Source organism: Sphingobium sp., from assembly GCF_035511395.1.
Lineage (GTDB): Bacteria > Pseudomonadota > Alphaproteobacteria > Sphingomonadales > Sphingomonadaceae > Sphingobium.
In genome coordinates this window covers 1-17,190 of the sequence record NZ_DATKFP010000241.1, presented here as the reverse complement: position 1 = coordinate 17,190, position 17,190 = coordinate 1, and the positions used below count along the sequence as shown (strand labels likewise).

Sequence of the window (17,190 nt, the reverse complement as noted above, 5' to 3'; positions counted from 1 at the left end):
CCGCGATGGCAGCGCTCGCCCGTCGCTGGTTTGCCATCCCGCTCTGGCAGCGCGTCCTGGCCGGGCTGGTCGTCGGCGTCGCGCTCGGCCTGTTCTGGCCCGCCGCCGCACCCTGGATAGCCTTTGTCGGCGAACTATTCGTCCGACTGATCCGTATGCTGGTCGTCCCGATCGTCTTCGTGTCGATCGCGTCGGGCGTGACGGCGCTGGCCGATCCGCGCCGGCTGGGGTCGGTCGGCGGGCGCACCGTCCTCCTCTTTGCCTTCACCACCGCCTGCGCCGTTTCGGTCGGCATGGCGCTGGGCCTGCTGGTTGGCCCCGGCACCGGCGCGGCGCTGGGCAAGGCGATACCCCATGCACTGGGCGAGGCCAAATCGCTGCACGACCAGCTGATAGGCATCGTCCCGGTCAATATCGTCCAGTCGCTCGCCGAAGGCGACATGCTGGCGATCATCTTCTTTGCCATGCTGTTCGGCTTCGGCGTCATCCTGGCCGGGGAGGAAGGCCGGCCTATGGCGGGCATGCTGCAATCGGCCAGCCGGGTGCTGTTCCACCTCGTCCGCCTCGTCATGGAAATCACACCCTTCGGCGTCCTTGCGCTGATCGCAAAAGCCGTCGCGGACAATGGCATCGCGGTTTTCACCAATATCGGCTGGCTGGCGCTCTGCGTGTTGCTGGGCGTGGTTGCGCAGATGCTGATCGTCCATCTGCCGCTCATCAAGCTGGTCGCGCGCCTCCCGGTACGCCGCTTCTTCAGCGCGGCGATCGATCCGCTGCTGGTCGCCTTCTCCACCGCTTCCTCGGCGGCGACCCTGCCGGTCGCGCTGCGCGTCGCGCAGGAGGAGTTGCGCATCGAACCGGCCGTCGCATCTACCGTGCTGCCGATCGGTGCCAGCATCGGCAAGGACGGGACCGCCATGTATGTCGGCCTGCTCAGCATATTCAGCCTTCAGGCGCTGGGCGTTCATCCTGATCCGACGATGCTGGCGATCATGCTGCTGACCGGGTCGCTCGCCGCTTTCGGCACCGCGCCCATTCCGTCCGCCTCGCTCTTCATGCTCGCCGCGGTGCTGTCTGCCGTTGGTGTCTCCCCGGAACAGACGGCGCTGGTGGTAGGCTTCGTCCTGCCATTCGACCGGCTGCTCGACATGACCCGCACCGTCGCCAGCGCCAGCGCAAACCTCACCGTCACGGCCGTCGTCGCGCGGCAGGAGCGGGCGATCGAGGCTTAACCAGCCCCTAGCATCATCCCTGATGCCGGGCTTCTGCCAGATCGAGTTCGCGCGTCAGCTTGCGCGCGGTTTCGCTGCCGATCCTGCGCCCCCGGACGAGTTGAGCGATCGCCGCGCGTTCAGCCTTCACGCCAACCAGGCGGAACTGGCTGAACAGCCTGTCCTGCAAGCGCATCTGCACCGCCTGCCCTTCGCTCAGTCCCTCGATCCGTTCGCGATAGAAGTCCATCGCGCGCGCGCCGGTCGTCGCGTAGAGATCGGCATCGCCGCGATCCTCGGCCAGGGCATGCTGGTGCCGCTCGATCGCCTGGATAGCAGCCTCCGCAGTGGCGATCCGCGCCTGATCCTCCTCCGCCTGCTTCGACGGTTCTGGCGGCATGGTCAGCCCCTTGAGCAGGATCGGCAGGGCTATGCTGGCCAGTACCAGCGAGGCGATGATGACGCCCGCCGCCAGGAAGATCGCCAGATCGCGCGCCGGGAAGGGCGTGCCGTCGTTCAGTACCAGCGGGATGGTCAGCACGCCGGCCAGGGTGATCGCACCGCGCACGCCGGCAAAGGACATAGCCGCGATCAGCCGCCAGTCGGTGCTGTGGATCGGCACGTCCTTCTGCCGCCTGCGCAGGATGGTGAATTTCAGCGAAGCCCAAACCCATAGGAAGCGCAGCGCCGCCAGGCCCGTGACGATCGCGACGATATAGATGGCCAGCCACCAGGGCTGGCTATGTCCGGTGACGGCAACGGTCTGCTTTGCGCCGGCCAGGATCGCCGGCAATTGCTCGCCCAGCAGCACGAAGATGATGCCGTTCAAGGAGAACTGGATCGTGTCCCACACCGAGTTGCGACGCATCCGCGTCACCGCCATCGCCTGACGGGAGATTTCGGCGAAGGTCATGGTCACGCCCGCGCTCACTGCCGCAAGAATGCCCGAGGCGTGGACATGCTCGGCCACCAGATAGGAGCCGAAGGGGATGAGCAGGCTGACGAGAATCTGCGAACCGCTATCCTCCCCCCAGCGCTTCGTGACCCATGCCTTGGCGCGCGTTACGACCAGCGTCACCAAGACGCCGATGGCAAGCCCCGCACCCGCGACCCAGAGGAAATTGAGCGTGGCCGCCCCAGCGGAGAAGGTTCCGGTCAGCGCAGCGGCGATCGCGAAGCGCAAACACACCAGACCCGACGCATCGTTGAGCAGCGATTCTCCTTCGAGTATGTGCATCATCCGCTTGGGGATCGGGACACGCGCGGCGATGGCAGACACCGCAATCGGATCGGTCGGCGACACGACCGCCGCCAGCGCGAAGGCGACCGCCAGCGGCATGGCAGGTATCATCCAATGGATGAACAGCCCCATGCCGATCACAGTCATCAGCACCAGTCCAAGGGCAAGTTCGACGACGGTCGACACGTCCTTTAGCAATTCATCCTTGGGTATCCGCCACCCGTCGAGGAACAGCAGCGGCGGCAGGAAAAGGAGCAGGAAAAGTTCGGGATCAAGCTCGACGCGATAGGATGTCGACAGTCCGATCACGCCGCCCAGCAAAATCTGCACCAGCGGGGTCGGGATCGACACCGGCAGCATTCGGGACACGGCGCCGCTGATGACGACAGCCAATAACAGGAAAAGTACGATCGAGACTGATTCCAAAAGTCCGCTCCGGCAAAGTTGGTGACGGCCTATCTTTGGTAAGTCCGAACGATGAAGGCAACCCTATTGGAAAATGACGGCGATTTTTCATTATGGCTTCACCTTGCATTCAGCCCCCGATCTGGATGATGGAGATGGAATTCATGTTTCTGGAAAGTCTCTGATTGTCGGGCGTGGCGGGCAAAATCATCTGGGCATTGTTGTTGGCCACCAGTTCTACCGGTGCAGCCAGTGCAGAAACCTATTATGTCAATTCGGCAACGGGGGACGATCGGTTCGATGGGCTGTCCGACGTCCGCGCCTGGCGGTCGCTGGCACGCGTGCGCGACTTTCCGCTGAAGCCCGGCGACCAGGTGCTGCTGGTCGCCGGGTCGGCGTGGAAGGAACCGCTCACCCTCGCCCGCTCCGGAAGGTCCGGGGCGCCGATCACCGTCAGCGCCACCGGCGTCGGCATAAGGCCGCGCATCGATGTCGGCGGCATCTCTCCCCATGGCGTTGGTGTCCTCAACGCCGAATATGTGTCGGTCAGCGGGATCGAAATCACCAACACCGCCCCTACCCCGGCCCAGCGCTTCGGCGTTCTCGTGTCGGCGGAGGATCGCGGCGTCACGCGCGGCATCCGCATCAGCGACATGTATATCCATGATGTGCGCGGCACCAACGATCGCAAGGATAATGGCGGCATCGTCTTTCGCGCCATCGGCCAGCGCCTCGCCACGCGGTTCCAGGATCTCGCGATCGAACGCAACATCATCTGGAAGGTCGACCGATCGGGCATTGCCGGCATCAGCGACCGGGTGACGTTCCTCAACTGGTTTCCGAGCGAAGGCGTCGTCATCCGCGACAACTATGTCGAGGATATCGGCGGAGACGGCATCGTCCCGCGCGGCACCGACGGCGCACTGATCGAACATAATATCGTGCGCTATGCGGGCAGTCGGGCGCCGGGCTATAATGCGGGCATCTGGCAATGGAGCACGGACAACAGCCTGATCCAGCTCAACGAGGCCGCCTACACCAAGACCCGCTATGACGGGCAGGGCTTCGATTCCGACTTTAACTCGCGCCGCACCACGATCCTCTACAATTACAGTCACGACAATGCCGGTGGTTTCCTGCTGATCTGCTCGCCCAGGCGGAACGACAAGGATAATCTGGGCAATCGTGGGACCGTGGCGCGCTACAATGTCAGCCGAAACGATGGCACGCGCGTCTTCCAGCTGTCCGGCAACGTTTCCGACGCCGTGATCGAGAAGAATGTCATCCATGTCGGCGCGAAGATGGACGTTCAGATGATCGTCGCCACCCAGTGGGACGGCTGGGCGCGCGACGTGCGCTTCAACGACAATCGCTTTTACGTGGCCGGTACGGCACGCTATGGCAGCGAGAGCGGTCGCAGCGGTCCAGACTATATGATCAAGGCCGGCTTCGCTCCAGCCGAGTTCATCCGTTTCAAGGGCAACAGCTATCTCGGCAGCCATATCGACCTGCCCGAGGACGGAGCCGGGCAGATACTCATTCCCTATGTGGAGCGCCCGGCGGACTGGCAGGTGCCGACCTTCAATCCGGCAAAACCCGATGGATATAGTGATTTCATCGCCCGCCATCGCACTTGGATGCTGACGATGCTTCAACGCGAACTAAGCGGATCGGTCGACCTGAAGCAGCCGCGCCGTTCCTCTTTCTTTGAAGCGCGGCGCTGACGATCAGCCCATGGCGTCGCGCACCAGCGAGATCAGCGCCGCCGCCGTAGTAGCCCCCGTCTTGGCGACGATCGCCGCGCGATGATCCTCGATCGTCTTTGGGCTGAGCGCCAAAGCGGCGGCGACCATCTTGTTGCTCATGCCTTGTGCCAGGCAATGCAGCACTTCGCGCTCGCGCGGCGTCAAGGGGGCGATCCGCGCAAGCGCATTTCTGCGGCCCATGCTCCATCGCGCGCCCTCTTCTACCGCCGCAACGAGACGCTCCTCGTCCAGAGGCTTTTCGAGATAGTCGAGGCCGCCATAGCGGCGAATGGAATCCACTGCATTGGCTGTCGTGGGCCAGGCAGTCATGAAGATGATAGCCATCGCCGGATCCTGCGCACGCATCCGCTCCGCGAAAGCGAAGCCGTCCATGTCCGCCATCATCACGTCGGTGACGAGGCAATGAGCGCGCTCCTGCGCCTGGTGACCCAGCATCACCGCAGGCTTCTCGAACGATTGCGCGGAATGACCGTGCCGCCGCAATAGACGGGCTACGGAACTACCAAGGTCAGCATCGTCGTCAACGACATGGACAATCACCTGGCCTGTTTCTTCAGCCATTTTTTGCCCCTGCAAGCGGTAGCCTGACGCTGTGCCGCACCCGCCCCGGCTGCTTTTCACGCGTGAGTGCGCCACCATGAGCGTCTGCAATGGCTCTCGCCACGAGCAGGCCTATGCCCATGCCGCCATAGTCGGATGCCTGAGCGCGCACCGCATTGGTTACATGGATGGCGACCATGTCGGTTTCGACGTCCACTTCGATCCCGACCACCGTTCCGGGAGCAGCCAGCATGGCGTTGCGGACAAGGTTGAGCAGGATCTGCGTGATTTCTATCTCATGCCCCACGGTGCTGATCGCCTCGTGGATCGTCGGGAGATCGATGCTACAGCCAAGGCTTCGCGCCTCGCCTGCCACCAGCGACGCGCAATCGCGCAGCAGGCGGCCGACGGGAATGGCCGAAGGCTCGTCGACCGCGCGACCACCGAAGCTGCGCAAACGCCTGACCATATTGGCAAGCAGCGTAGCCTTGCTTTCGACCAGGGCGATACTCTCGCGCATGTCACTCATGTCCGGATCGGGCTGCTGCCCCAGCGCGGCAAGATGACGTGTTTCGATCGCGAGGGTCGACAGCGGCTGACTGATTTCATGAATGATCGCGACCGACATGGCGCGGAGTGTCTTGAGCCGTTCCGCCTGGAACAAGATACGATCGCGCCGGGCGATGTCCTGTCGCGCGCGCAACTGGGCTTCTGCGAAACTGCCTGCCAGATAGGCCGCGATCGCCATCGCCGCAAGGCTCATGTGCAAGGAAAAGCGAGTCGCAGTGGAAGTCAGGGACGCCGACCAAGGCAGGATGACCGCAGCCGATATCATGATTGCCACCCATGCCCCATGACGGCCACAGCGCAGCCCCGCCCAGATTGTACCGATCAGGACGGGGGTAACGGCGATCTGAGGCTCGACCGCCGCCAATGCCCCAGCCAGCAGCCAACCGATGCCGAACACCGCACCCGCCTCGCCCATGCGCCCAACTGGCGGAAGCGAAGGCAAGGACCGATCGGCGATGTTCGAAATCCAGAGGAGCGGCGGCGCGATCAGCAGCACGCCCAGCAAATCACCCACCAGAAAGGCAGCGATGGTGGTAGCAAAAGGCTGGTTCGACATATCGGTGGATATGCCGGGCCAGACCCATTCGGACAGGCCGGCGGAAAAGGAGGCGAGCGTCGGCGCGAGTACCGCAGCCAGGCCGAACGGCATGGGCGCGATGGCGAGTTCAGATCGGCCGCGCCTTTCCATCAGGCGTACCAGCGCTACCATGATACCATAGGACAAGGGCGCCCGAGCGACGCCGCAAAGATGGTTGAAAAATTCCGGATGCGCCAAGCTGATCGTGCCGGTCATTAACTGGATCAGGCATTCCTCGGCAAGGATGACCGGCGTGTAGCGCGCGCCGATTTGCCAGAGCAGCGCAAAGCGGACCCCGGCAGCTGGGAACCAGAGGCTGAAATAATGAGCGCCGCCCCAAGGACTGGCCACGATATGCGCCAGTTTGAAGGCGATGGGGTAGGCGGCCAGCAGCAGCAAGGTGCGCCAGCCGATTTCTGCGTCAGCGCGCGGTAATAATCTTTTGAAGGACAGGATGACGGGCACGGTTGACATGGCATCGTCCTAATAGATGTCAAGTCGTTGCCAAGCAGGGAAATTCCCTGCCATCGTCCTACCCCCGGAAATTGTCCGGATAGGCAGATAGGGCTGCCATGGCCCATTGCCGTCCGCGATCGAGGCAAGAAACGGCTTCGGTTTCCGGGCGGCGCCTTGCGACCCGCGTCGCCCGGATCCTGTCCAGGCGCCGGGTCGTGCGCCAGGCGTCTTCCTGACGACGCGTCCGGCGAAGCCAGCAAGCGACAAATGGGGCGGACTTATGAGCGTCATCGGCACCAACAGCGCGGCGTTGCGCGCGCAGCGCGCCATCGAAACGGCGGGCAAGGCTCAGGCTGAGGCGGCCCAACGCCTGTCCACCGGCAAGCGGATCAATTCAGCCAAGGACGATGCCGCAGGCCTTGCCATCGCCAGCAGCATGACCAGCCAGATTCGCGGGCTGGAGGTCGGCAAACGCAACGCCGCCGATGCCATCTCGCTGACCCAGACTGCCGAGGGCGTACTGGGCGAGGTAGAGAACAGCCTGCAAAGACTGCGCGAATTGTCGCTTCAGGCCAACAACGGCGTTCTGGACATGGATGATCGTGCGGCACTCCAGACCGAGTTTTCCCAGACGGTCGCGCATATCGATGCGCTTCTGGGAAATGCGGCGTTCAACGGCATCGCTCTATTTTCCGATACGTCGCGCGGTATCGTGGCGCGGGACTATAATCGGGACGGCGATTTCCGCGACTATGACGTGTATGGCAGTGATCAGGACGAGCCACTCCATAATGCGGGATCGGGCACCATCACGGTACAAGCCGGTCCCAATTCCGACGATACCGTCACCATAACTTTGCCGACCCTGCGCAGCAATGACGACAATTTTACCCTCCTCGGTACGGATATCGCCGTTAGCGGAACAATGCGCTTTGTCGGTATCGGCAACATAGATCTCACCCTGACGCAGGATGTCGATGTTGCACCGGTATGGGGCTATGATAGCGGCGGCCATTATAGCTGGGCTGATCCTGCCGGCCATGTCGCCTACACCGATTCCGACTATAAATCCTTTGCAGCCATTGGCGTGACGGCCCGGACCGGGCTAACAGTCATCGACGCAGCACTGGATCAGATCGCCACGGCGCGCATCGCGCTCGGCTCTTCGCAACGCAGGCTTGAATCCCTGTCGGCTCAGATGGACGATAGCATCGTCAATCTGACGGAAGCACGGTCGCGGATAGAAGATGCCGATTTTTCCGCTGAAACCACCGCGTTGGCCAGGAGCCAGATCTTGTCTCAGGCCGCCACCGCCATGCTGGCACAAGCCAATGCCCGGCAGCAGGATGTACTCAAGCTGATCGAATAAGGCTCGGTTTGGACGGAATGGCACGGATTGATGAGGGCACAGACGTGCTTTCTCTCATGCATATCGGGCGGATTTCGACCGCGCAGGCGCTATGCGTGGTCAACGCCATGGCTACAGAGGGAGCGAAGATTAGGACCGGCATGCCAAATTGTCCAAATATGCCGGTAACGCTGGAAATATGGGCGGACACGCCATTGCGGCATCTGTGGAGCAGATCGAGGGGCCGCGAGCATAACAGGCTGCAACGATGACATGTCATCCCCGATAGCGGAGCGCGTCGACCAGCAGCGCGAAGGCGGCGGATTGCTGGCGTCGGCTGGGATAATAGAGATGATAGCCCGGAAATGGCGGGCACCATTCATCCAGCACGCGAATGAGCCTGCCATCGGCAATCTGGTCGCGCACATGATCCTCGATCGTGCAGGCAAGGCCGTATCCGTCGATCGCCGCCTGGACGACCATCTGTGCATCGTTGAACACGATCTGGCCATCGACCCTTACCCGGATTTCCCGACCGTCTTTCTCCATTTCCCACGCATACAGCCCGCCCGCCGAGAGCAGGCGCAGGTTTATACACATATGATGCGCCAGATCCTGCGGCGTCATTGGCCTGACGTGACTTTCGAAATAGGCTGGCGATCCGACGACGGCCATCCGCTGGTCCGGGCTGATCCGGACGGCGACCATGTCCCTGGCCAGTTGCTCGCCCAGCCGGATGCCAGCATCGAACCGTTCGGCGACGATGTCGGTAAGGCTGCTGTCGATGCTCACTTCCACCCGGATTTCCGGATAACGGCGTAGCAGCGGCTTGAGCGCAGGCCAGAGTATCGTCTCTGCCGCGCGCCGGGACGAAGTGATACGGATCGTCCCTGATGGCCTGCCACCCAATTCGCTGATCTCGGCGAGTTGCTGGTCGATATCGTCCAGCGCGGGTCGCAACGTGTCGCACAACTTCTGCCCGGCCTCCGTTACGGAAACACGGCGGGTCGTCCGGGTCAGCAGGCGCACGCCGAGATGAGTCTCCAGACGCCGGATGGTGTGGCTGAGCGCCGATTGGGATACATTGAGCTTGGCCGCCGCGCGGGTGAAACTCTGCTCTTCCGCTACAGCCAGGAACGCGTTCAGGTCGACCAATCGATCTCTTCTCATCGACTATTTCCATCATAGGCATGCGCATCAGAGCCAAGCCGAATTTCATGAATGTTCTGCATAGGTCTATGCGGATTTGATGAGCTTATCAAATGGACGACTTAACCATAGATGCTGAGCGACAAGGCAGAGCCGCAGGATGATGCCGCCGCATGATGCGGGACCAATCCCGTGCAGTTCCGCCGATTAATACCCGTTCGGGCAGGAGGTCACAGATGAAGACGCGTTTTCTGGGCAAGAGTGGGCTGGAAATATCCGCCCTCGGCCTTGGCTGCATGGGGATCAGTTTCGGCTACGGCCATTCGCTGAGCAAGGAAGAGGGCATCACCCTGATCCGTCAGGCGGTGGACCGCGGCGTCACCTTCTTCGACACCGCCGAGGTCTATGGCCCCTATGTCAACGAGGAAGTCGTCGGCGCGGCATTGCAGCCGGTACGCGAACGGGTCGTGATCGCGACCAAATTCGGGTTCGACATCGACGATGGCAAACAGAACGGGCTGAATAGCCGGCCGGACAATATCCGGGCTGTGGCCGATGCTTCGCTGAAGCGGCTGGGCGTCGAGGTGATCGACCTTTTCTACCAACATCGCGTCGATCCGCAGGTACCGATCGAGGATGTGGCCGGCACGGTCAAGGAACTGATTGCGGAAGGCAAGGTCCGGCATTTCGGACTATCCGAGCCGAGCGCCGCTACGGTGCGCCGCGCCCATGCGATCCAGCCCGTGTCGGCATTGCAGAATGAATATTCGCTCTGGACACGAGGGCCGGAAACGAACGGCATATTGGAAGCGTGCGAGGAACTGGGGATCGGGCTGGTGCCCTACAGCCCGCTCGGCAAGGGTTTCCTGACAGGCGCTATGAGCGCGAAAACATCACTGGGCGACGATGACTTCCGCAAGATACTGCCGCGCTTCACGCCCGAAGCTATGGTCGCCAATCAGGCTCTGGTCGATCTGCTGACCCGGATCGCGCGGGACAAGGGCGCGACACCCGCGCAGATCGCGCTCGCCTGGCTACTGGCGCAGAAGCCATGGATCGTCCCCATTCCCGGCACAACCAAGTTGCATCGCCTGGAAGAAAATCTCGCGGCCGCCGATGTCGAGCTGACCAGGGACGACCTGGCCGGGATCGAAGCCGCAGCCGCCGCGATCGCGATCCAGGGCGAGCGCTATCCTGCGCCGTTGATGGCAACCATCGGACGCTGAAGGCGGTCCCGTCCCCTCAGCGCGGCGCCATGCGAATGGCGCCGTCGAGGCGGATAACCTCGCCGTTCAACATCGGGTTCCGGACGATCGATTCAACCAGTTGCGCATATTCGGCGGGCTTGCCGAGGCGACTAGGATGCGGAACCATCGCACCCAGTGCATCCTGCACATGCTGCGGGAAAGCCTCCATCATGGGGGTCAGGAAGATGCCCGGCGCGATGGTCATCACCCGGATCCTGTGCTGGGCCAGATCGCGTGCGATGGGCAGGGTCATACCGACCACGCCGCCCTTGGACGCACTATAGGCCGCTTGCCCGATCTGGCCATCATAGGCGGCAACAGAGGCGGTGTTGACGATGACGCCACGTTCGCCATCCTGTTCCTCGACCGCTGCCGCCCGCGCGGCGAACTTGGAAATCAGGTTGAAGGTTCCGATCAGATTGATCTGAATCGTCCTTGTAAATGTGTCGAGCGGATGCGGCGCATTCTCCTTGCCCACCGTCTTCACCGCCGGCGCGACGCCCGCGCAATTGACGAGGATCCGCGCAACGCCATGTGCCTGCTCGGCAGCATCGAGGCCGGCTGCGACGCTGGCGTCGTTGGCGACATCGACAGCGACATAGAGGCCACCGATCTCCGCTGCGGCGCTTCTGCCGGCCTCTTCATTGAGGTCGAAGATCGCCACCTTCGCACCCCTGTCCGCCAATATCTGCGCTGTTGCCTTGCCCAGCCCCGATGCACCGCCGGTCACGATCGCCGACTTCCCCTGTATATCCATTTCGCTGTCTCCTTCAGGCCAGTTCGACGGCCATGGCCGTGGCTTCGCCGCCGCCGATGCAGAGGCTGGCCAAGCCGCGCTTCAGGCCGCGATGTTCCAGTGCGCCGATCAGCGTCGCGAGGATACGGGCGCCTGACGCGCCGATAGGATGGCCCAGCGCCGTCGCGCCGCCGTTGACGTTCAGCTTATCCGCCGGAATATCCAGTTCCCTGGCGGCGATCATCGCGACGACGGCAAATGCCTCGTTCACCTCGAACAGGTCGACATCATCGACCGTCCATCCAGCCTTCTCCAGCGCCTTCCGCATGGCCGGGACAGGCGCCGTAGTGAACTTTGCCGGTTCATGAGCATGGGCGGCCGTTGCGACGACCCTCGCGATTACAGGCAGGCCCAGCCTTTCCGCGACGCTCTGGCGCGTCATGACCAAGGCGGCAGCGCCGTCAGAAATGGATGACGCGTTGGCGGCGGTGATGGTGCCGTCCTTCACGAACGCAGGCTTGAGTGTCGGGATCTTGTCGGGGCGCGCCTTGCCGGGCTGTTCGTCGGTGTCGACGATCATGTCACCACCCCGGCCCGATACCGTCACGGGTGTGATTTCTCGCGCGAAGGCACCGCTGGCGATCGCTGCATTGGCGCGGGCCAGCGAGCGGATGGCATAATCATCCTGATCGGCGCGGCTAAACTGATAGTCGCGCACAGCCTCTTCGGCGAAGACGCCCATGGCCTTGCCCGGTTCATAGGCGTCCTCCAGCCCATCCATCATCATCGTGTCGACGATGCGATCATGGCCGATCCGCGCACCGGAGCGATGCTTGGGCAAGGCATAAGGCGCGTTGGTCATGCTCTCCATGCCGCCCGCAACGATGATGTTGGCCGTCCCGGCGGCAAGCGCTTCGTGCGCCATGATCGCGGCCTGCATGCCCGATCCGCACATCTTGTTGACGGTCGTGGCTTCGGTATTGAGGCCAAGCCCGGCGCCCAGAGCCGCCTGCCGCGAGGGAGCCTGGCCAAGACCGGCGGGCAATACGCAGCCCATATAGATGCGGTCGACCGCATCGGCGGCGACACCGGAGCGCTCCACAGCAGCTTTCACCGCGGCCGCGCCAAGTTCGGTGGCCTTGAGCGGAGACAGCGCACCCTGAAACCCGCCCATAGGCGTCCGGGCATAGCCTGCGATGACGACAGGATCATTTGGCATCATGAATTTCCCTTCAGAGACTGCGCGCTATGACCATGCGCTGGATGTCGGACGTGCCCTCGTAAATCTGGCAGACCCGAACATCGCGGTAGATTTTGGCGACGCCATATTCTTCCAGATAGCCATAGCCGCCCAGCGTCTGCATCGCGCCCGACACGACAGCTTCGGCGGTCTCGGAAGCGAAGAGCTTGGCCATGGATGCCTGGGTCAATGCCGGCTGGCCGGCGTCGCGCAGGGCAGCGGCGGATAGCACCAGTTGCCGTGCGGCCTCCAATCGGGTGGCGAGATCGGCCAGGCGAAAGCCCACCGCCTGATGCTCCATGATCGGCTTGCCCATCGAGCGACGATCCTTCGCATAGCCCACCGCAATCTCCAGCGCGGCCTGCGCCATGCCCACACATTGCGCGGCAATGCCGATCCGGCCCGTTTCCAGATTGGCGAGGGCAATGCGATAACCCTGCCCCGGTTCCCCCAGCAGCAGTTCATCCTCCAGGAAAAGGTCGTCGAACCGCAACGCGCAGGTGTCCGAAGCGCCCTGCCCCATCTTGTGCTCCACCTTGTCGACGACATAGCCAGGCCGATCGGTAGGAATGAGAAAAGCCGACAGTCCCTTCTTCCCGGCATCCGGATCGGTGACGCCGATCACCATGGCGAGTCCGGCGATCCTGCCGGAGGTGATGAACTGCTTGGAACCGTTCAGCAGCCAACCGCCATCGACCTTCCGCGCCCTCGTTCGGACGGCCGAGGCATCTGATCCCGCATCAGCCTCCGTCAGGGCGAAAGCGCCGATGGTACGGCCGGAAATCAGTTCCGGCAGGAAACGCTGTTTCTGCGCGTCGTTGCCGTCCTTCATCAGGCCGCCGACCATGATGCTGTTCTGGATGGAGACGATGGTCGACAGCGCGCCGTCCGCCGCAGCGATTTCCATCAGCGCCAGCGCATAGGATACAGAGTCCGTTTCCGCGCCACCATAGGCCTCCGGCGCGGTCATGCCCCAAAGGCCGAGTGCCCCCATCTCCTCGAACAAGGCAGGCGGATAGCCGCCTTCCGCCTCGAAACGCGCGCTATGAGGCTTGATCGCCGCCTGCGCAAAATCCCTCACCATGTCGCGTACGGACAGCTGAATATCGGTCAGCATATACTCGCTCGTCGTTTGTTTACTCATGAGTAGATTGCTTATCCCGGCGTTTCTTGTCAATAGTGCAGCCAAGGAGTTTTCATTGCCCAAGCCTGCACCCGTTTCCGTTGATGTCGACACGCCTTCCCCCTTTCGGTCGCGCGCGGAAAAGATCAGGGAGCGCGAGGAAAAGCGTGAAGCCGTGCTGCGGGCGGCGGTTCGCATGTTCAACGCACAGGGCTTTCACGCGACCTCGCTCGATGATGTCGCAGCATCCTTGGGGATCAGCAAGCCGACCATCTACCATTATCTCGGCAACAAGGAGCAGGTGCTGATCGAATGCGTGACGCGCGGGCTGGAACCGCTGCGGCTGGCAGCCGAAGCAGCGAAGCATGAGCCGGGGACCGGCCTTGAGCGGCTGCGCCGCTTCCTGCGCCATTATGCCCGGATCAACATGGAGGATTTCGGCCGCTGCATGGTACGCACGGGAGACGAATTTCTGTCACACGAAGGCGCAGTGCAGTTTCGTGCGCGCAAGCGGGCGATCGACATGGCACTGCGCGGCCTGATCGAAGACGGGATTGCCGATGGGTCGATCGCGCCGGCCGATGTGAAATTGACGGCCTTCACCTTGGCTGGCGCCCTCAACTGGCCGGCGCGATGGCATGATCCGGCGGGGCCGGCCTCCGTCGAGGATATCGCGGCTTCGATGGTCGACATCCTCACCAGCGGGCTGGCGCCGCGCTCCTGACCCGCATATGCGGCACGTCACGTCGGAAATCGGCCGGTGACACGATTGCGCAAATCCTTTATGGGCCGTTCCATGTTGCGTTGGAGCTTCATGGTTCTCTGCATGATCGTCACGGCATTGACCGTGTCGGCGACCGTGCATGCCCGTGAGGATACCGGCGCGGCGGTCATGGAATGCTCCGGCTATGTCCATAGCGACGGCGATCGGGACCAGACGCAAGGCGACAGCGATCAGGCCGTGCCCCATCATCATGGCAATTGCCATGGTTCGGCCTCGTTGCTCCCCGGAAAGATCGGCGCGCCAACGCTGTTCGATCGCTCCTCCGAATCCAAGCGGATTGCCTCCAGCGCCGCACTTGGCCCCTGGTCGCCGGGACCGGACCTGAGACCCCCCATCGCCTGACTGATCCTCGCCGACCGCGACGCGCATTGCGCATCAGCGGCCTGACGTCTTTCAGCCAGGATTTTCTTCCATGCACAGGATCATAGCAGCCTTTCTGGCTGCCACCACCTGCGTCGCCGTGACGCAGGCACAGGAATCGATAGCGGCGCAACGGGGCGCCGCCCCCATTCTTACACTTGATCAGGCCGTCTCGGCGGCGGGCGGCAATGCACCGGCGACCGACGCAGCCCAGGCGGATATCGCCGCCTCCCGGGCCGCGCGCACAGTCGCAGGTCTGCGTCCCAATCCCGAATTGCAGACTCAGGTCGAAAATGTTGCCGGCTCCGGCCCCTATGGTGGGTTTAGTCAGGCCGAAACAACCGTCGGCCTCAACATCCCGATTGAACTGGGCGGGAAGCGTGGCGCGCGCATCGCGGTCGCGGAGGCGCAGACCAGCCGCGCGCTGCTGGTGGCGGCGATCACTCAGGCCGACATCCGCTTGCAGGTGACGCAGCTTTATGTCGATGTCGTCGCGGCCGAGCGCAGGCTGGCGACCGCGCGTGACCAGTTGCGTATCGCCCAGGATGCGCTTTCTGCCGCCAAGGTGCGGGTTCAGGCAGGCCGCGCCTCACCCATCGAGGAGCAGCGCGCCGATGTTGCGCACCTGAATGCCGGAGCCGGGATGCAACGTGCCCAGCGGCTCGCCGAGGCTGCCCGTACCAATCTTGGCCGGCGTATCGGTCGAGTGATCGAAGATAGGCTGGATGCCACCGCGCTCGATAGCCTCCCGGACGCCACGCAGGGTCCATCGCTCGTCACGGGTGAAGGCACATTGGCTCTGGCCGCCGCCAGCGCAGATGTGGCGATCGCCGATGCCGGCGTCCGGCTGGCCCAGTCGCAGCGTATGCCGGACCTGACCGCCGGACCGGCCGTGCGCCGGCTGGAGGCCAGTAACGATACCGCTGCGGTCTTCAGCCTCTCCATCCCCATCCCGCTGTTCAATGCGGGCAAGGCGGCCCTGTCTCAGGCCAATGCCGAGCGAACGCGGGCCGAGGCGCAGCGCCGCATGGCCGCGATCGATGTCGAGCAGGCGATCACGGACGCGCAGGCGACAGCCGACAATGCCGCAACCACGGCGCGCAATGCGACCGGACCGGCGCTTGCCGCCGCGCAGGAAGCGGCCCGCATCGCGCGCATCGGCTATCGCGAGGGGAAATTCGGGCAACTCGACCTGCTCGACGCTGAACGAACACTTTCAGACACCCGCGTCGCCGCGATCGACGCACTCGCTGCCTACCAGAATGCACGGGCGCAGTTGGAGCGGTTGACCGCTCCTGTGCCGCAACAGGAAATTGACCGATGATGTTGAAGAAAACCCGCGTAGCCTTTCTGCCGCTTACGCTTGCCATGTTCCTTGCTGCGTGCAGCGGCGGAGCCGGAAATGAGGCAGCGCCTGCGCATGAGGAAGGAGCCGGCGAAGCCCATGCCGATGAAGGACAGATCGTCCTGAGCGAGGACCAGATCGCCTCGGCAGCGATCCAGATCGGCCGGCCCACGGTCGGCGGTTCGGGCACGCTCGAACTGCCCGCCACTATTGAGGGTGATCCGCAGGGCACGCAGGTCGTGTCGGCGGCAATCGCCGGCCGTATCGTTTCGCTGACGCGAAACCTGGGCCAATCGATCGGCCGTGGCCAGACCCTAGCCGTCATCGAAAGCCGCGAGGCGGCGATGCTGAAAGGCGAGGTCGAGGCATCGCGGGCGCGTCTGGCGCTCGCAAACTCCAATCTCACGCGCGAACAGCGGCTCTTCGCCCAGCGCGTATCACCCGAGCAGGATCTGATCGCGGCCCGCACCGCCGCTACCGAGGCCCGGATCGCCTATCATCAGGCCATCAGCCAGATGTCGGCGGCCGGTGGCGGCGGCGGCGACATGAACCGGCTGGGAATCGTCGCGCCGGTTTCAGGTCAGGTCATCGCGCGCAGCGTCGTGCTGGGCCAGACCGTAGCAGCCGACACGGAACTGTATCGCGTCGCCAATCTGGCCAGCGTCTCGCTATCGCTCAATCTTCAGCCGGCCGACGCAGGTCGAGTGAAGCCGGGCAACAGCGTCATGGTCACTGCGCCGGGGCGTCAGGCATCCGCGCGGGTAAGCTTCGTCTCGCCCATACTCGATGCGCAGACACGGCTCGTTCCGGTCATCGCGACGCTCGATAATCGGGAGAGCCAATGGCGTGTCGGCGAACCGGTAACGGCGTCGGTCCAATTGTCGGGCAGCGGCGGCGACCGCGCCGTTCGGGTGCCGGCGACAGCCGTGCAGACGGTCGAAGGCAAGACCATGGTTTTCGTCCGGACGGCAAAGGGCTTTCAGGCGACACCCGTGACGCTTGGCGACAAGAGCGGCGACGCCGTCATCATCGCCTCCGGCCTCAAAGGCAGCGAGCAGATCGCAACTACCAACAGCTTCACGCTCAAGGCCGA

The 17,190-nt window shown here is 63.3% G+C and carries 15 protein-coding genes; 8 read left to right on the top strand and 7 right to left on the bottom strand.

The window, feature by feature from the left end; translation table 11 throughout:
* Window positions 1-5 precede the first annotated feature (5 nt).
* Window positions 6-1,232 carry a dicarboxylate/amino acid:cation symporter gene (locus VMR39_RS17140; RefSeq protein WP_325417276.1) on the top strand — a complete coding sequence of 409 codons (1,227 nt, stop codon included), beginning with the start codon at window positions 6-8 and terminating at the stop codon, window positions 1,230-1,232.
* A 13-nt stretch (window positions 1,233-1,245) separates the two neighbouring features.
* Here VMR39_RS17140 and VMR39_RS17135 read toward each other — a convergent pair whose 3' ends face one another.
* Entirely contained in the window at window positions 1,246-2,877 is a 1,632-nt protein-coding gene (locus VMR39_RS17135; protein ID WP_325417274.1) for a Na+/H+ antiporter, read from the bottom strand.
* A 173-nt stretch (window positions 2,878-3,050) separates the two neighbouring features.
* Between VMR39_RS17135 and VMR39_RS17130 the strand changes: the two genes are divergently transcribed.
* Window positions 3,051-4,580 carry a right-handed parallel beta-helix repeat-containing protein gene (locus VMR39_RS17130; protein ID WP_325417272.1) on the top strand — a complete coding sequence of 510 codons (1,530 nt, stop codon included), beginning with the start codon at window positions 3,051-3,053 and terminating at the stop codon, window positions 4,578-4,580.
* Window positions 4,581-4,583: 3 nt separating this feature from the next.
* On the opposite strand, the gene VMR39_RS17125 is transcribed toward VMR39_RS17130, so the two are convergent.
* Window positions 4,584-5,183: a response regulator transcription factor gene (locus VMR39_RS17125; protein WP_325417270.1), complete on the bottom strand. Its 600-nt coding sequence runs from the start codon at window positions 5,181-5,183 to the stop codon at window positions 4,584-4,586.
* Complete coding sequence (locus tag VMR39_RS17120; RefSeq protein ID WP_325417268.1) at window positions 5,176-6,783, bottom strand: HAMP domain-containing sensor histidine kinase; 1,608 nt, start codon at window positions 6,781-6,783, stop codon at window positions 5,176-5,178. The genes VMR39_RS17125 and VMR39_RS17120 overlap by 8 nt, the downstream gene beginning before the upstream one ends.
* Window positions 6,784-7,045: 262 nt before the next feature.
* Between VMR39_RS17120 and VMR39_RS17115 the strand changes: the two genes are divergently transcribed.
* Window positions 7,046-8,134, top strand: a complete 1,089-nt coding sequence (locus VMR39_RS17115; RefSeq protein ID WP_325417266.1) for a flagellin — start codon at window positions 7,046-7,048, stop codon at window positions 8,132-8,134.
* Between the two features lie 255 nt (window positions 8,135-8,389).
* Here the strand turns inward: VMR39_RS17115 and VMR39_RS17110 are convergent, their stop codons facing one another.
* On the bottom strand, window positions 8,390-9,283 hold the full coding sequence (locus VMR39_RS17110) for a LysR family transcriptional regulator (protein WP_325417264.1): 894 nt from the start codon (window positions 9,281-9,283) through the stop codon (window positions 8,390-8,392).
* A gap of 215 nt (window positions 9,284-9,498) precedes the next feature.
* On the opposite strand from VMR39_RS17110, the gene VMR39_RS17105 reads away from it, so the two are divergent.
* On the top strand, window positions 9,499-10,488 hold the full coding sequence (locus VMR39_RS17105) for an aldo/keto reductase (RefSeq protein WP_325417261.1): 990 nt from the start codon (window positions 9,499-9,501) through the stop codon (window positions 10,486-10,488).
* A 16-nt stretch (window positions 10,489-10,504) separates the two neighbouring features.
* Here the strand turns inward: VMR39_RS17105 and VMR39_RS17100 are convergent, their stop codons facing one another.
* Genes VMR39_RS17100 through VMR39_RS17090 form a run of 3 tightly spaced genes read right to left on the bottom strand, consistent with a single transcriptional unit; the run spans window position 10,505 to window position 13,602 of the window.
* Entirely contained in the window at window positions 10,505-11,266 is a 762-nt protein-coding gene (locus VMR39_RS17100; RefSeq protein ID WP_325417259.1) for a 3-hydroxyacyl-CoA dehydrogenase, read from the bottom strand.
* Between the two features lie 13 nt (window positions 11,267-11,279).
* Complete coding sequence (locus VMR39_RS17095; RefSeq protein ID WP_325417298.1) at window positions 11,280-12,464, bottom strand: acetyl-CoA C-acyltransferase; 1,185 nt, start codon at window positions 12,462-12,464, stop codon at window positions 11,280-11,282.
* A 13-nt stretch (window positions 12,465-12,477) separates the two neighbouring features.
* The gene (locus VMR39_RS17090) at window positions 12,478-13,602 is read right to left on the bottom strand and encodes an acyl-CoA dehydrogenase family protein (RefSeq protein ID WP_325417296.1); all 1,125 of its coding nucleotides are present in this window, start codon (window positions 13,600-13,602) and stop codon (window positions 12,478-12,480) included.
* Between the two features lie 82 nt (window positions 13,603-13,684).
* Between VMR39_RS17090 and VMR39_RS17085 the strand changes: the two genes are divergently transcribed.
* The 4 genes from VMR39_RS17085 to VMR39_RS17070 all read left to right on the top strand — a co-directional run.
* The gene (locus tag VMR39_RS17085; protein WP_325417257.1) at window positions 13,685-14,332 is read left to right on the top strand and encodes a TetR/AcrR family transcriptional regulator; all 648 of its coding nucleotides are present in this window, start codon (window positions 13,685-13,687) and stop codon (window positions 14,330-14,332) included.
* A 72-nt stretch (window positions 14,333-14,404) separates the two neighbouring features.
* Window positions 14,405-14,734 (top strand): hypothetical protein, encoded by a 330-nt coding sequence (locus tag VMR39_RS17080; RefSeq protein ID WP_325417255.1) that lies wholly within the window; start codon window positions 14,405-14,407, stop codon window positions 14,732-14,734.
* A gap of 70 nt (window positions 14,735-14,804) precedes the next feature.
* Entirely contained in the window at window positions 14,805-16,076 is a 1,272-nt protein-coding gene (locus VMR39_RS17075; protein WP_325417253.1) for a TolC family protein, read from the top strand.
* A partial coding sequence (locus VMR39_RS17070) for an efflux RND transporter periplasmic adaptor subunit (protein ID WP_414712542.1) occupies window positions 16,073-17,190 on the top strand: 1,118 nt, incomplete at its 3' end. The genes VMR39_RS17075 and VMR39_RS17070, both read left to right, overlap by 4 nt.

Bases quoted from the DNA above. Each gene is read 5' to 3' on its own strand.
- VMR39_RS17105 (WP_325417261.1), top strand. From the start codon at position 9,499: ATGAAGACGCGTTTTCTGGGCAAGAGTGGGCTGGAAATATCCGCCCTC.
- VMR39_RS17090 (WP_325417296.1), bottom strand. From the start codon at position 13,602: ATGCTGACCGATATTCAGCTGTCCGTACGCGACATGGTGAGGGATTTT.
- VMR39_RS17120 (WP_325417268.1), bottom strand. From the start codon at position 6,783: ATGTCAACCGTGCCCGTCATCCTGTCCTTCAAAAGATTATTACCGCGC.
- VMR39_RS17095 (WP_325417298.1), bottom strand. From the start codon at position 12,464: ATGCCAAATGATCCTGTCGTCATCGCAGGCTATGCCCGGACGCCTATG.
- VMR39_RS17125 (WP_325417270.1), bottom strand. From the start codon at position 5,183: ATGGCTGAAGAAACAGGCCAGGTGATTGTCCATGTCGTTGACGACGAT.
- VMR39_RS17100 (WP_325417259.1), bottom strand. From the start codon at position 11,266: ATGGATATACAGGGGAAGTCGGCGATCGTGACCGGCGGTGCATCGGGG.
- VMR39_RS17140 (WP_325417276.1), top strand. From the start codon at position 6: ATGGCAGCGCTCGCCCGTCGCTGGTTTGCCATCCCGCTCTGGCAGCGC.
- VMR39_RS17110 (WP_325417264.1), bottom strand. From the start codon at position 9,283: ATGAGAAGAGATCGATTGGTCGACCTGAACGCGTTCCTGGCTGTAGCG.
- VMR39_RS17115 (WP_325417266.1), top strand. From the start codon at position 7,046: ATGAGCGTCATCGGCACCAACAGCGCGGCGTTGCGCGCGCAGCGCGCC.
- VMR39_RS17075 (WP_325417253.1), top strand. From the start codon at position 14,805: ATGCACAGGATCATAGCAGCCTTTCTGGCTGCCACCACCTGCGTCGCC.
- VMR39_RS17080 (WP_325417255.1), top strand. From the start codon at position 14,405: ATGTTGCGTTGGAGCTTCATGGTTCTCTGCATGATCGTCACGGCATTG.